This window comes from Amycolatopsis sp. ATCC 39116 (assembly GCF_000231075.2).
Taxonomy (GTDB): Bacteria; Actinomycetota; Actinomycetes; order Mycobacteriales; family Pseudonocardiaceae; genus Amycolatopsis_E; species Amycolatopsis_E tucumanensis.
The window spans coordinates 1-13983 of sequence record NZ_AFWY03000092.1 but is presented as its reverse complement, the minus strand read 5'-3'; the positions used below and the strand labels follow the sequence as shown (position 1 = coordinate 13983).

The following is a 13983-nucleotide window of genomic DNA, read 5'->3' as shown; positions in this document are numbered from 1 at the left end:
CGCTTCGGCAGCTCGCGCCACGTCCGCCGCGCCAGCAGCGCCGCCGGGACCAGCAGCAACGCGAACACCAGCCACGCGCCGAGCAGCGCCGCGCCGACGCCTTCCGCGGTCGCGTCCGATCCGGTGGGGACGGCGCCGCGCACCCCGACCGCGACGAGCAGCGCCACCGCCACCCACAGCAGCCCGCCGCGCGCCCACCGCGGCAGGTCCCGCACTCCGGAGGCCGACGTGACGAGCGCGACCCCGGTGAGGACCAGCGACGCGGCCCACAGCAGCCGCCCGAAGACGTCGCCGGGCACGTGCAGCGGCCCGCCGACGGCGAGCAGCGCGACGGTGCTCAGCGCCGCGAGGGTGTGCACGGAGCGCAGCACGGGCGAATCGGTGTCGCCGCGCAGCACGTCACCGGGCAGCGTGTCGCCGGGCGGCGGCGGGGTGTGCGCCCGGACGGTCCAGTTCGTGCCGGACACCCGGTACAGCACGAGCACCACCAGCGCGGCCGGCAGCAGCCCCGCCGTCAGGCGGACCTGCTCGACGTCGCGCAGCCAGTCCGGCAGCCAGGTCAGGCAGCGGCGGCCGGGCGCAAGGCACTGCGCGGCGAACAGATCCAGCGTGATGACCGCGACCTGCGCGACGAGCAGCATCGTCAGCAGCAGCGCGGCGATCCGCAGCACGCCCCGGCACAGCCCGCCGAGCACGGCCGCCGCGCGGCTGCCGTCCGGCACCGGCGGCAGCATCCAGTGCGCCACGTTGGCCAGCGAGAACGGGAACAGCAGCGCCCACGCCGCTTTCGTGGCGCCCCCGGAGGTCATGCCGCTCCACAGGTAGCCCTCGAGCGTGCGGGGGACCGAGCGGCCGAGAGCCTGCAGCACCGGGCCGGGCGCGGGGCGCCGCAGCCGGTCCGACGGGCGGATCACCCGGCCCATACCGTCCCCGGCGACTTCCACCGTGCCGGCCGCGTCCAGCAGCTCTTCGCCGCTGGTGCCGGACAGGCCCGGCACGCGTAGTTCGACCACTCGGGTGTCGGGACCAGGAAGCGGCACGTCGGCTGTCTCCTTTTCCGGGTGTTCCGCGATGAACGGACAACGGTACTGTTCAGGTGGAGTCGATCGTTGGAGGAAATGCCGCTATGACCCCCGAAAGCGTTGCGAAGTGGCACGACACCCGCAACGGGGTGGAATTCGCCGTCGCGGATCTGGAGCTGGCCGAGTTCGGCCGCAAGGAGATCCGGCTGGCCGAGCACGAGATGCCGGGGCTGATGGCGCTGCGCCGTGAGTACGCGGAGGTGAACCCTCTGCGTGGTGCGCGGGTGTCGGGTTCGCTGCACATGACGGTGCAGACGGCGGTGCTGATCGAGACGCTGGTCTCGCTCGGCGCCGAAGTGCGCTGGGCGTCCTGCAACATCTTCTCCACGCAGGACCACGCGGCGGCCGCGGTCGTGGTGGGCCCGCACGGCACTCCGGAGGCGCCGCAGGGTGTGCCGGTGTTCGCCTGGAAGGGCGAGTCGCTGGAGGAGTACTGGTGGTGCACCGAGCGGATGCTGACCTGGGACGGCGAGGGTCCGAACATGATCCTCGACGACGGTGGCGACGCGACGCTGCTGGTGCACAAGGGCACCCAGTACGAGGCGGCCGGGGTGGTGCCGCAGCCCGACGACAACGACTCCGACGAGTGGAAGGTCGTGCTGGAGCTGCTGCGGGCGTCGCTGGCCGCGGACGGCCAGAAGTGGACCCGGATCGGCCAGGGCGTGCGCGGGGTGACCGAGGAGACCACCACCGGTGTGCTGCGGCTGTACCAGCTGGCGGCGGCGGGTGAGCTGCTGTTCCCGGCGATCAACGTCAACGACTCGGTGACCAAGTCGAAGTTCGACAACCGCTATGGCATCCGGCACTCGCTGATCGACGGCATCAACCGCGGCACGGACGTGCTGATCGGCGGCAAGGTCGCGGTGGTCTGCGGTTACGGCGACGTCGGCAAGGGCGCGGCGGAGTCGCTGTCCGGCCAGGGCGCGCGGGTGATCGTCACCGAGATCGACCCGATCTGCGCGCTGCAGGCGGCGATGGACGGCTACCAGGTCAAGACGCTGGAGTCGGCGCTGCCCGAGGCCGACATCGTGATCACCACGACCGGCAACAAGGACGTGGTGATGGCCGAGCACATGGCCCGGATGAAGCACCAGACGATCGTGGGCAACATCGGCCACTTCGACAACGAGATCGACATGGCCGGGCTCGCCCGCTACCCCGGTATTCGCCGCATCAACATCAAGCCGCAGGTCGACGAGTGGGTCTTCCCGGACGGCCACAGCGTGCTGGTGCTGTCCGAGGGCCGGCTGCTGAACCTGGGCAACGCGACCGGGCACCCCAGCTTCGTGATGTCGAACTCCTTCTCCAACCAGGTCATCGCGCAGATCGAGCTGTTCACCAAGCACGAGGAGTACGACAAGGAGGTGTACCGCCTGCCGAAGAAGCTGGACGAAAAGGTGGCGCGCATCCACCTCCAGGCCCTCGGTGGCGAGCTGACCAAGCTGACGAAGGAGCAGGCCGAGTACATCGACGTCGACGTCGAGGGCCCGTTCAAGTCGGAGCACTACCGCTACTGACCGCGCTCTGCCGCACTGGGGTGCTATCATGGGTTGCCGCCTGTGATAGCATCTCAGTATGCGGCAGATGATCACGCGTCTTGACGACGACTTGCACGCCAGGGTGAAGGCGAAAGCCGAGGCCGAGGGGCGCAGCGTCAACGAGTTCGTGACCGAAATCCTGAAGGCCGCGGTCGACCGGCCGGAGTCCCGCCGGGAACGCAAGCAGCGCCTGCTCGCCGACGGCAAGCTCGTCGCGTTCGCGCCCGACGGCCCGGTGCCCACCCGCGCGCAACTGGACGAGGCTCTCAGGGGTAGCGGGACCTCCGTCAGCGAGGCTCTCGACTGGACGCGGGGCGAGTGGTGACGGTCCTCTACGCCGACACGAGCGCGGTGGTCCGGGCGTTCCTCCCCGACGAGCCGGAGCACGAGCAGATGATCGAGTTGCTCCTCGACAACGAAGACCTGGTGCTCACGAGCGAGCTGACCAGGGTCGAGTTCGCCAGTGCGATGGCGACCGCGTGGAACAACGGCCGGATCCGCGACGCCAAGCTCGCGCTCGCGCGCTTCGACGCCGAAGCCGGTGGTGACGGCGCGTTGAGCCTCGTGCCGCTCGTGCCCCAGGTGATCATGCCGGCGGCGTACCGGCTGGTGTCCGACCACCACTCGCTCCGCACGCTCGACGCGATCCACCTGGCCGTCGCGCTGCACGACACGGCTGGCCTGGCCGATGGGGAACCGGTCGTGATGGTCACCCGCGACCAGCGGCAGGCCGACGCCGCCAAGGCGCACGGCCTCGAAGTGCGCTGACCGCCGCCGGATAGCCTGGGCCCGTGGGCAAGCTGGTGGTCATCGAGGGGCTCGACGGTGCGGGCAAGCGCACCCTGACCGACGGTCTCACCAAGGCGCTGCACGACCAGGGCCGCACGGTCACCACGCTCGCCTTCCCCCGCTACGGCCGCAGCGTGCACGCCGATCTCATCCACGAGGGCCTGCACCGCCGCCACGGCGACCTCACCGACTCCGTCTACGGCATGGGCCTGCTCTACGCCCTCGACCGCCGCGAGGCCGCTCCCGAGATCCGCGCCGGCCTCGACACCCACGACGTCGTGCTGCTCGACCGGTACGTCGCCTCCAACGCCGCCTACGGTGCGGCCCGCCTGCGGCAGCACGCCGACGGCGAGTTCGTCCGCTGGGTCCGCGAGATCGAGATCGACCGCTTCGGCCTGCCGCTGCCGGACGCGCAGATCCTGCTGCGCGTCCCGCCCGCCGTCGCCGCCGAGCGGGCCGAGCAGCGGGCCTCGACCGATGCCGGCCGGGCCAAGGACGCGTTCGAGTCCGACGACGACCTCCAGTCCCGCTGCGCGGCCGTCTACGACGAGCTCGCCGCCGCGTCCTGGTTGTCCGGATGGCACGTCGTCGACGGCGCGGCGGGGGTCGACCACGCCGCCCTCGTCACCCGGCTGGTCCATCCGGGCTAATCGGTGTGCTCAGTTCGTGACGTGTTCGCAGGGTCGGACGTCACGAACGGTCTCCGTAGTGCGAATATGTGGTCATGAAGGCACGTGTGTTGGTCGTCGACGACGACCCCGCTCTCGCGGAGATGCTCACCATCGTGCTGCGCGGCGAGGGGTTCGACACCGCGGTGGTGGCGGACGGCTCCCGGGCGCTGCCCGCCCTGCGGGAGCTGAAGCCCGATCTCGTGCTGCTCGACCTGATGCTCCCCGGCATGAACGGCATCGACGTCTGCAAGGCGATCCGGGCCGAGTCGGGCGTGCCGATCGTCATGCTCACCGCGAAGAGCGACACGGTCGACATCGTGCTGGGCCTGGAGTCCGGCGCCGACGACTACGTGGTCAAGCCGTTCAAGCCGAAGGAGCTGGTCGCGCGTGTGCGCGCCCGCCTGCGGCGCACCGAGGCCGAGCCTGCCGAGACGCTCACGATCGGTGACCTGACCATCGACGTGCCCGGTCACGAGGTGACCCGGGAGGGCAAGGCCATCCCGCTCACCCCGCTGGAGTTCGACCTGCTGGTCGCGCTGGCCCGCAAGCCCCGCCAGGTGTTCACCCGCGAGGTCCTGCTCGAGCAGGTCTGGGGCTACCGGCACGCGGCCGACACCCGCCTGGTCAACGTGCACGTGCAGCGGCTGCGCTCGAAGGTCGAGAAGGACCCCGAGCACCCCGAGGTCGTCCTGACCGTGCGCGGCGTCGGCTACAAGGCGGGCCCGCCGTAACAGACACATGAAGCGAAGAGTCCTGGCCTTCGTCCGCGCGGTGCTGCGACTGGCCCCCCGCGCGGGCGCCTACGCCCGTGGCCGCGCGGTCGCGTTCGGCGTGCTGTGGCGGCGGTCGCTGCAGTTCAAGGTGACCGTGTCGACGCTCGCCCTGTCGTCGGCGGTCGGTCTTGTGCTGGGCATGGTGCTGCAGAACCAGATCACGCAGCGCCTCACCGACACCAAGCGGCAGGCCGCCGTCGCGCAGACCCTGCAGGTCGTGCGCACGGCGGAGAACGAGCTGGTCGGCATCAGCGACCAGGACGCGCTGGCCGACCGGCTGCAGAACGCGCTGAAGAAGATCACCAGCAGCTCGTCGGAGGACCAGGGCACGGCGGCGTCGGCGGCGGGCGCGTTCGAGCCGGTGCTGACCGCGGGCGGGGAGGACTCGACCGACTCGGCCGGGCCGATCACGAAGGTGCCGGACGGCCTGCAGCGGTTCGTCGAGAACAACCAGGTCGCCTGGCAGATCAACACCGACACCGACGCGGACGGCACCCGAACCACGCACCTGATCGTCGGCGCGCCGGTCACCAGCACCGGCCGCCCGATCCAGCTGTACCTGCTGTTCCCGATGACCGCGGAGCAGAACACGGTCCAGACCGTGCAGAACACGCTGCTGGTCGGTGGTCTCGTGTTGCTCGTGCTGCTGGCCGGCATCGCGAACCTGGTCACCCGGCAGGTCGTGCGCCCGGTCCGGCAGGCCGCGGCGGCCGCCGCCCGGTTCGCGGGCGGTGAGCTGGACGAACGCCTGCCGGTCACGGGCGAGGACGACCTGTCGAAGCTCGCCGTGTCCTACAACGAGATGGCCGCGAGCATCCAGCACCAGATCCGGCAGCTGGAGGAGTTCGGCACGCTGCAGCGCCGGTTCACCTCGGACGTGTCGCACGAGCTGCGGACCCCGTTGACGACGGTGCGGATGGCGGCGGACGTGCTGCACGCCTCGCGCGAGCAGTTCCCCGCCGGGCTGGCCCGCTCCACCGAGTTGCTGGTCGACGAGCTGGACCGGTTTGAGGCCCTGCTCGGCGACCTGCTGGAGATCAGCAGGCTGGACGCCGGTGTCGAGGAGCTGGCCGCGGAGTTCATCGACGTGTCTTCGATCGCGCGGCGCGCGGTGGAGCAGGTGCGGGTGATCGCGGGCAACGCGGAGACCGAGATCGAGCTGGAGCTGCCCGAGGAGGAGACGCTCGCCGAGATCGACGCCCGCCGCGTCGAGCGGATCCTGCGCAACCTGCTGGCCAACGCGGTCGACCACAGCGAGGGCAACCCGGTGCGGCTCACGCTGGCGGCGAACGAGCACGCGGTCGCGATCACGGTGCGGGACCACGGCGTCGGCCTGCGGCCCGGGGAGGCCGACCTGGTGTTCAACCGGTTCTGGCGCGCGGACCCGTCCCGCAACCGCCGCACCGGCGGCACCGGCCTGGGGCTGGCGATCAGCCACGAGGACGCCCGCCTGCACGGCGGCCAGCTGGAGGCGTGGGGCGCGCCTGGGCAGGGCGCGTGCTTCCGGCTGACGCTGCCGCGCAAGCAGGACGAGCCCTTCGAGGAGAGCCCGCTACCGCTGGTCCCGGACGACGCCCCGGCGACCAACGGGCACCTGCAGATCGGCCTGCCGACCGAGTACACGATCACGATCGGCGAGATGCGCAAGGAGGACGCATGAGTGAGCCGCACGCGACGCCGCTCAAGCGCCCCAGCCCGCGATGCCAGGTGGTGCACGGCGTTGGCCCCGCGAGTGCTGCTGGTCCGCTGCGTTCCGGCCGGCCGCGTGGCGGTGGCTCCGTGAGTGCTGCGGTTCGGCTGTGTGCCGGCCAGGGGCGTGGCGTTGGCTCCGTGAGCGCTGCTGTTCGGCTGCGTTCCGATCGGGCGCGTGGCGTCGGTGCCGTGAGCGCTGCTGTTCGGCTGCGGGCCGGCCGGGCGCGCGGCGGCCGCTCTTTGGGCGCGGCCCTGCCCGGTGTGGGGCGGTCTTTGGGCGTGGCCCTGCCCGGGGCGCGTCGCTCCCTGAGCGCAGCTCTGTCCGGGCAGGGGCGCTCCTTGAGCGCATCCGTTCCCGGGGTGTGTCCCTCCTTCGGTGGAGCTGTTCTCGGTGCCGGTCGCTCGTTGAGCGCGGTTCTGCCCGAATCGCGGCTCCCGCTGGCGGGATGGGCGCGGCTGTCCGTACGGGAGGGCGTGTGAGGGTCCTGTCGCGGCTGTTCGCCTTGTTCGCCTGCCTCGTGCTCGCCGCGGGGTGTGCGAACGTGCCCGAGGAATCGCAGCCCGTCGCCGTGCCGCAGCAGGAGCTGGGGCAGCCGGTCAACCCGGACGTGCCGCAGCCGGCGAAGGACCTGGACGCGCTGACCGTCGTCCGCGACTTCGTCCGCGCGAGCGCCCAGCCGATCAGCAACAACGCCGCCGCGCGCATGTACCTCGACGAGGGCGCGGCCAAGGCGTGGGCGCCCGGCAAGGTCATCACGATCATCGACGACGTGTTCGCGACCGTCCCGGCCACCGGCGCGGACACGACGGCGAACCCGAACGAGGTCAACGTCGTGCTGCGCGGCACCGGCCTCGGCACGCTGCGTGAGGACGGCGCGTTCATCTCGCTGCGCACGCCGGTCGAGCTGAAGCTGCTGGTGCGGCGCCAGTCCGACGGGCAGTGGCGGATCACGAACCCGCCGCCGAACCTCGTGATGCCCTACAGCGACTTCACCGCGAACTACGTGCGGGTGCAGGCGTTCTTCTTCGCGCAGGACTCCAACACCGTGGTGCCCGACCTGCGGTACGTGGCGGGCAAACCGCAGACCGGCCTCGCCGGGCGCGTGGTCGGGCTGCTGCTGGCCGGGCCGTCGACGAGCCTGGTCGGCGCGGTGCGGAACCTCCTTCCCGAGGATGCGAACACCGAGGGCAACGTGACCACCGCGCCGGACGGTGCGCTCGTCGTCCCGCTGACCGGCGTGGCCGATCAGACCGCGGACGTGCGGCGGCTGATCGCCGCGCAGATCGTGCTGTCGCTGCAGTCGGTGACCACGAACCGAGTGCGGCTGTTGTCCGACGGCGCCCCGCTGGTGGACGGGCACGAGGACTGGGTGCCGAGCGATCTGCCGTCCTACACGGCGCTGGCTTCGCCGAGCGCGGACCAGCCCGGGCTGGTGACCGTGAACGGGCGGGTGCGCTCGCTCGGTGACGGTTCGCTGATCTCCGGCCCGGCCGGCCAGGGCAGCGGCTACCAGGTGGCGAGCGCGGCCCAGTCGATCGACGGGCGTCAGCTGGCGATCGTCGAGTACGCCGACGGACGGCAGCGGCTGCGGGTCGGTCAGTTCGGCAAGGACGCGGCCGCCGTCGACCTCGCGGGCGCGACGATGACCCGGCCGACCTGGCGGCCCACGGCCACCGCGGACGGTTCCGGTGAGGTGTGGACCGTGGTGGACGGGCAGACGGTGGTCCGCGCGCTGCGGACGCCGGACGGCAGCTGGGTGCCGCAGGTGGTGAACGCCGATGAGATCCTCCAGGTCGGTCCGATCAGTGTGCTGCGGTTGTCCCGCGACGGCGCGCGGGCCGCGGTGGTCGCGGGCGGGCAGTTGCTCGTGGCGTCGGTGGTGCGCACCCAGGACTCGGTGACGCTGCGGGCGCCGCGGATCCTGCAGGGCGGCACCCTGGGCGGGGTCGTGGACGTCGACTGGCTCAGCCAGGACGCGCTGGTCGCCGCCACGACCATGCCGTCGCAGCCGGTGGTCAAGATCCCGATCGACGGGCTCCGGCTGGACCCGTTCAACATCTCGAACCTGACGCTGCCGGTCCACGCCATCACCGCCGCACCCGGCCGGTCGATCGTCGTCGCGGACGACGGCGGCCTGTGGACGGCCTCCGACGTCGGCGAAGTGTGGCGCCCGCACCCGCACAGCTTCGGCGGCAATGCGTCGCCGTTCTACCCGGGCTGACCTCCGGGCGCGACAGCGACCTCCGGCGGTGGGGGGTGCCGGGGCGTCCGGTGGTGGTGAGGGTGGCCGGGCGGCGAGGGCTGGCCGTTTACTCCGGGGGTCTGTGGGCGTGCGGCAGCGAGCCGCGGTGGCGGAAGGGCCCGGGGCACCCGGCGGCCGTGAGGACGACCGGGTGGCGGCGCCTCGCCGTTGTACCTCGGCGGTTCTGCAGGCGCGAGGTAGCGAGCCGCGGCGGCGGATGGTTCCGGGTCACCCGGCGGCCGTGAGGACGACTGGGCGGCGGCGCCTCGCCGTTGTACCCCGGGGGACCTGCGGGCGCGCGGTAGCGAGCTCCGGCGGCGGAGGGCCGCGGGGCACCCGGTAGCTGTCAGGGCGACCGGGTGGTGACGGCTCGCCGTCCTACTCCGGCGGATCCTTGGGTGTGCGACAGCGAGCCCCGGGGGCGCCGGGTCAGCCGGCGGCGGTCAGCACCAGTGCTGTGCTCACCTCCCAGCCTCCGGCGGCGAGTGTGCGAGTGCAGGCGGCGATCGTCGCGCCCGTGGTGGTCACGTCGTCCAGCAGGACGACCGGCACGCCGGGCGGTGGGTGGCCCCGCGGGTCGAGCCGGAGGCGGCCGGCGAGGTTCTCCGCGCGCTGGTCGCGGTCGAGCCCCACCGCGTCGCGGGCCCGGGACGACAACCACAGCGCCGGGGCGACGGCGGCCGCGTGCCCGGCACGGGCCAGGTGCACGGCGCACCGCCGGGCCAGGCGGAGCAGGTGCGCGCCACCCCGCCGCCGCGATGCCGACCGGCGCGACGGGGCTGGGACCAGCCACCACGTCCCGTCCGGCGCCGCCCTGGCCTCGGGGAGGTGGGGCACCGCCGCGGCCAGCGCCCGCCCCAGCGGATCGGCCAGGTCCCGGCGGCCGCGTTCCTTGTAGGCCAGCACGAGACGCCGTGCGGTGCCCTCGTAGGCCGCCAGCGCGTAGACCGGCACCCCGGCCGAGCCGCGCGGAGCCGGGTGCGGGCGCGCGAGTTCGAGCAGGCAGGCCGCGCAGCAGGCGGCGCCGGCGACCCCGCATGCGGCGCACAGGGCGGGTAGGAGCAGATCCAATGCGATGTTCATGCGGAGAGTGTGCGGACGGGCACCGACAGTTTCGGACGCCGCAGCCCCGGACGGCCGGTGATTAGATCAAATGGACCAACCGGAGCCCGTCGACGAGGCGGCTTCCGGCAGCGCGCAGACCCGGCGCTCCGTCCAACCGCAACTGATCGGCGTTCAAGTTTCTTCTTTGTGTGGCAAGGAATCCTGCCTCTGTCACCCACTCGGGCGCACCTCGCCGGGAACGCGAGGCGGTCCCCGGCCGTTGTCGGGACATGAGGCCCTGGAACGGCGGAGCGGCTCACCCGCAAGCGTCCAGGGGAGTGCTGCGGCCGGAGCGTGGTTCCGTCACCCACGGGGCTGGACGCCGGAAAACGGCGCAATGTCAAGGTGAAAACCGGTCTCGCGTCCTGCTCCGAACGGAGCAGCAGGTCAGCGCGCCCGGACGGGTTCGGACGCGCACCGTCACCGGTTCCCGATCCGTGACATCCCCCGGCTCGGGGGGTTTTGTGATCCGCGTTACCGCGCTAGCGTGCTGCGCTATAGCAAGTCCCGCCGGCAGGGAGGTGAACAGCCGATGACCCTGGCGCCGACGGAAGATTGACCCCCGGTTCTGCCATCAGACCGGTCGGGCGGGAGCGGCGTCGGCGCCGATCCATCAGGAGAGCTCTCGAACTCATTCCGCAATGAGGGAGGTCGTGTATGGAAATCGTCGTCAAAGGCCGTAACGTCGAGGTGCCGGATCACTACCGCACACACGTCGGTGACAAGCTCGAGCGCCTGGAGCGCTACGACAAGAAGGTCTTCCGCTACGAGGTCGAGCTCTTCCACGAGCCCAACCGCAGGCAGCTGAAGAACTGCCAGCGGGTGGAGATCACCGGCCGGGGCAAGGGCCCGGTCGTCCGGGCCGAGGCCACCGCGGGGGACTTCTACGCCGCCCTCGACACCGCTCTCAACAAGCTCGAGAACCGCCTTCGCAAGATGCACGACCGCCGGCGCGTCCACTACGGGCGCCGCTGTCCGGAATCCGTCGCCGAAGCGACGTCGAGCGCCGTCGCCGCGGGAGCGACGCCGGCCACCGGCCGCGCGTCGACCGCAGTGCTCGAGGCGCCGGCGCCCGTGGCCGAAGAGGTCGGCACGGCACTCCCGGAGGACATCGAGCTGCCCACCCAGCAGCGATGGGACGACGAAGCCGCCGAACACCTCCCCGGCCGGATCGTCCGGGAGAAGCACCACTCCGCCAAACCCATGACCATCGACCAGGCCCTCTCCGAGATGGAGCTGGTCGGACACGACTTCTACCTCTTCAACGACGTCGAGGCCGGCGTCCCCAGCGTCGTCTACCGGCGCAAGGGCTTCGCCTACGGCGTGATCCGCCTCGACCACTAGCGGCGTCTGCGAACGGCCCGCGCGCGAGGAGCGCGCGGGCCGTTTCGCGCATGTTCGCACGTTGCGTGCGCCGACGCGCGCTCCTTCCCTACGATGGAGGGTGCGCACGACCCGCACCACGGGTCGGAGAGGTGTCGGACACGGCGCGGTCCAGGGACTGAGCCTGGGTGCGTCCCAACAGCTAGTGAGGTCGACCGGATGGTTCTCAACCGCCTGCTGCGTGCGGGCGAGGGCAAGATGATCAAGCGGCTGCGCAACATCGCCGAACACATCAACACCCTCGAAGACGAGGTGAAGGACCTCACCGACGACGAGCTGCGCGGCAAGACCGCCGAGTTCCGCGAGCGGCACGACGGCGGGGACGGCGAGTCGCTGGACGACCTGCTGCCCGAGGCGTTCGCGGTGGCCCGCGAGGCCGCCCTGCGGGTGCTCGGCCAGCGCCCCTACGACGTCCAGCTGATGGGTGGCGCGGCGCTGCACCTCGGCCAGGTCGCCGAGATGAAGACCGGTGAGGGCAAGACCCTGACCTCGGTCCTGCCGGTGTACCTGAACGCGATCTCCGGCAAGGGCGTCCACGTCGTCACCACCAACGACTACCTCGCCAAGCGCGACTCGGAGTGGATGGGCCGCGTGCACCGCTTCCTCGGTCTCGAGGTCGGCGCGATCCTGTCCGAGATGACGCCGACGGAGCGCCGCAAGGCCTACCACGCCGACATCACCTACGGCACGAACAACGAGTTCGGCTTCGACTACCTGCGCGACAACATGGCGTGGAGCCTGGACGACTGCGTCCAGCGCGGCCACAACTTCGCCATCGTCGACGAGGTCGACTCGATCCTGATCGACGAGGCCAGGACGCCGCTGATCATCTCCGGCCCGGCCGAGCAGTCGGCCCGCTGGTACGTCGAGTTCGCCCGCATGGCGCCGCTGATGAAGCGCGACACCCACTACGAGGTCGACGAGCGCAAGCGGACCGTCGGTGTCACCGAAAAGGGTGTCGCCTTCATCGAGGACCAGCTCGGCATCGACAACCTGTACGAGTCGGCGAACACGCCGCTGGTCGGCTACCTGAACAACGCGCTCAAGGCCAAGGAGCTGTACAAGCGCGACAAGGACTACATCGTCCGCAACGGCGAGGTCCTGATCGTCGACGAGTTCACCGGCCGCATCCTGGCCGGCCGCCGCTACAACGAGGGCATGCACCAGGCGATCGAGGCCAAGGAAGGCGTCGAGATCAAGGCGGAGAACCAGACGCTCGCCACGATCACGCTGCAGAACTACTTCCGCCTCTACGACCGCCTCGCCGGCATGACCGGTACCGCCGAGACCGAGGCCGCGGAGTTCCACCAGACCTACAAGCTGGGTGTGGTGCCGATCCCGACCAACCGGCCGATGGTCCGGAAGGACCAGCCGGACCTGATCTACAAGACCGAGGAGGCGAAGTTCGAGGCGGTCGCCGAGGACATCGCCGAGCGGCACGCCAAGGGCCAGCCCGTGCTGGTCGGCACCACCAGCGTCGAGAAGTCCGAGTACCTGTCGAAGCTGCTGGTCAAGCTGAACGTGCCGCACGAGGTGCTGAACGCGAAGTACCACGACCGGGAAGCGCTGATCATCGCGCGTGCCGGCCGCAAGGGCGCCGTCACGGTCGCGACCAACATGGCCGGCCGCGGTACGGACATCGTGCTGGGCGGCAACCCGGACATCATCGCCGACGAGCGGCTGCGCGAGCGCGGCCTGGACCCGGTCGAGAACTCCGCCGAGTACGAGGCCCTGTGGCCGAAGGTGCTCGAAGAGGTCAAGGCCGAGGTCAAGGCGGAGGCCGAGGAGGTCCGCGAGGCCGGCGGCCTGTACGTGCTGGGCACCGAGCGGCACGAGTCCCGCCGCATCGACAACCAGCTGCGCGGCCGCTCCGGCCGTCAGGGCGACCCCGGCGAGTCGCGGTTCTACCTGTCGCTCGGTGACGAGCTGATGCGCCGGTTCAACGCGGTGATGGTCGAGCGGGTCATGACGACCATGCGGCTGCCCGACGACATGCCGATCGAGCACAAGATGGTCTCGCGGGCCATCAAGAGCGCTCAGACGCAGGTCGAGCAGCAGAACATGGAGATCCGCAAGAACGTCCTCAAGTACGACGAGGTCATGAACCAGCAGCGCAAGGTGATCTACGCCGAGCGCCGCCGCGTCCTCGAGGGCGAGGACCTCTCCGAGCAGATGCAGCACATGCTGGTCGACGTGCTCACCGCGTACGTCGATGGCGCCACGGCCGAGGGCTACGCCGAGGACTGGGACCACGAGAAGCTGTGGACCGCGCTCAAGCAGCTCTACCCGGTGTCGCTGAACTGGGAAGACCTGATGGAGGAGCACGAGGACCTCAGCGCCGAGGTGCTCCGGGACGCGCTGGTCGAGGACGCGAAGGCCGCCTACGCCCGGCGCGAGGCCGACATCGACGGGCGGGTCGGCGAGGGCGCGATGCGGCAGCTGGAGCGGCAGGTGCTGCTCTCGGTGCTGGACCGCAAGTGGCGTGAGCACCTCTACGAGATGGACTACCTCAAGGAGGGCATCGGCCTGCGGGCCATGGCGCAGCGCGACCCGCTGATCGAGTACCAGCGCGAGGGCTTCGACATGTTCAACGCCATGCTGGACTCGCTGAAGGAGGAGGCCGTCGGCTTCCTGTTCAACCTGCAGGTCGAGGCGGCGCAGCCGCAGGAGGCGGCGGCTCCGGCCGCGGCCGCGCCCGCGGCGGCGGG

General features: G+C 71.2%; 10 protein-coding genes and 1 pseudogene. 9 read left to right on the top strand and 2 right to left on the bottom strand.

Annotated features, from left to right (window positions below; genetic code table 11):
- A pseudogene (locus AMY39116_RS0340895) lies at positions 1–1040 on the bottom strand (hypothetical protein); the annotation flags it as partial.
- Between the two features lie 86 nt (positions 1041–1126).
- Between AMY39116_RS0340895 and ahcY the strand changes: the two are divergent.
- From ahcY to AMY39116_RS0340860, 7 genes are all read left to right on the top strand, one after another.
- Entirely contained in the window at positions 1127–2599 is a 1473-nt protein-coding gene (gene ahcY / locus AMY39116_RS0340890) for an adenosylhomocysteinase (protein WP_017984727.1), read from the top strand.
- A 67-nt stretch (positions 2600–2666) separates the two neighbouring features.
- The gene (locus AMY39116_RS0340885; RefSeq protein WP_228685083.1) at positions 2667–2945 is read left to right on the top strand and encodes a toxin-antitoxin system HicB family antitoxin; all 279 of its coding nucleotides are present in this window, start codon (positions 2667–2669) and stop codon (positions 2943–2945) included.
- A complete protein-coding gene (locus AMY39116_RS0340880; RefSeq protein WP_231960733.1) occupies positions 2942–3388 on the top strand; it encodes a type II toxin-antitoxin system VapC family toxin in 447 nt (148 codons plus the stop codon). The genes AMY39116_RS0340885 and AMY39116_RS0340880 overlap by 4 nt, the downstream gene beginning before the upstream one ends.
- A gap of 23 nt (positions 3389–3411) precedes the next feature.
- Positions 3412–4059, top strand: a complete 648-nt coding sequence (locus AMY39116_RS0340875) for a dTMP kinase (RefSeq protein ID WP_020423370.1) — start codon at positions 3412–3414, stop codon at positions 4057–4059.
- A 74-nt stretch (positions 4060–4133) separates the two neighbouring features.
- Entirely contained in the window at positions 4134–4811 is a 678-nt protein-coding gene (gene mtrA, locus AMY39116_RS0340870) for an MtrAB system response regulator MtrA (RefSeq protein WP_017984723.1), read from the top strand.
- 7 nt (positions 4812–4818) lie between these two features.
- Positions 4819–6513 carry an MtrAB system histidine kinase MtrB gene (gene mtrB / locus AMY39116_RS0340865; RefSeq protein WP_235716327.1) on the top strand — a complete coding sequence of 565 codons (1695 nt, stop codon included), beginning with the start codon at positions 4819–4821 and terminating at the stop codon, positions 6511–6513.
- Positions 6514–7021: 508 nt separating this feature from the next.
- A complete protein-coding gene (locus AMY39116_RS0340860; RefSeq protein ID WP_020423368.1) occupies positions 7022–8767 on the top strand; it encodes an LpqB family beta-propeller domain-containing protein in 1746 nt (581 codons plus the stop codon).
- A 450-nt stretch (positions 8768–9217) separates the two neighbouring features.
- Here AMY39116_RS0340860 and AMY39116_RS0340855 read toward each other — a convergent pair whose 3' ends face one another.
- Positions 9218–9871, bottom strand: a complete 654-nt coding sequence (locus AMY39116_RS0340855) for a ComF family protein (RefSeq protein ID WP_027936675.1) — start codon at positions 9869–9871, stop codon at positions 9218–9220.
- A 678-nt stretch (positions 9872–10549) separates the two neighbouring features.
- Between AMY39116_RS0340855 and hpf the strand changes: the two genes are divergently transcribed.
- Positions 10550–11236: a ribosome hibernation-promoting factor, HPF/YfiA family gene (hpf, locus tag AMY39116_RS0340850; RefSeq protein WP_020423366.1), complete on the top strand. Its 687-nt coding sequence runs from the start codon at positions 10550–10552 to the stop codon at positions 11234–11236.
- Between the two features lie 198 nt (positions 11237–11434).
- A partial coding sequence (gene secA / locus AMY39116_RS0340845; RefSeq protein ID WP_020423365.1) for a preprotein translocase subunit SecA occupies positions 11435–13983 on the top strand: 2549 nt, incomplete at its 3' end.

Coding starts and splice junctions, on each gene's coding strand:
- ahcY (WP_017984727.1), top strand. CDS start 1,127: ATGACCCCCGAAAGCGTTGCGAAGTGGCACGACACCCGCAACGGGGTG.
- AMY39116_RS0340885 (WP_228685083.1), top strand. CDS start 2,667: ATGATCACGCGTCTTGACGACGACTTGCACGCCAGGGTGAAGGCGAAA.
- mtrA (WP_017984723.1), top strand. CDS start 4,134: ATGAAGGCACGTGTGTTGGTCGTCGACGACGACCCCGCTCTCGCGGAG.
- mtrB (WP_235716327.1), top strand. CDS start 4,819: ATGAAGCGAAGAGTCCTGGCCTTCGTCCGCGCGGTGCTGCGACTGGCC.
- AMY39116_RS0340855 (WP_027936675.1), bottom strand. CDS start 9,871: ATGAACATCGCATTGGATCTGCTCCTACCCGCCCTGTGCGCCGCATGC.
- hpf (WP_020423366.1), top strand. CDS start 10,550: ATGGAAATCGTCGTCAAAGGCCGTAACGTCGAGGTGCCGGATCACTAC.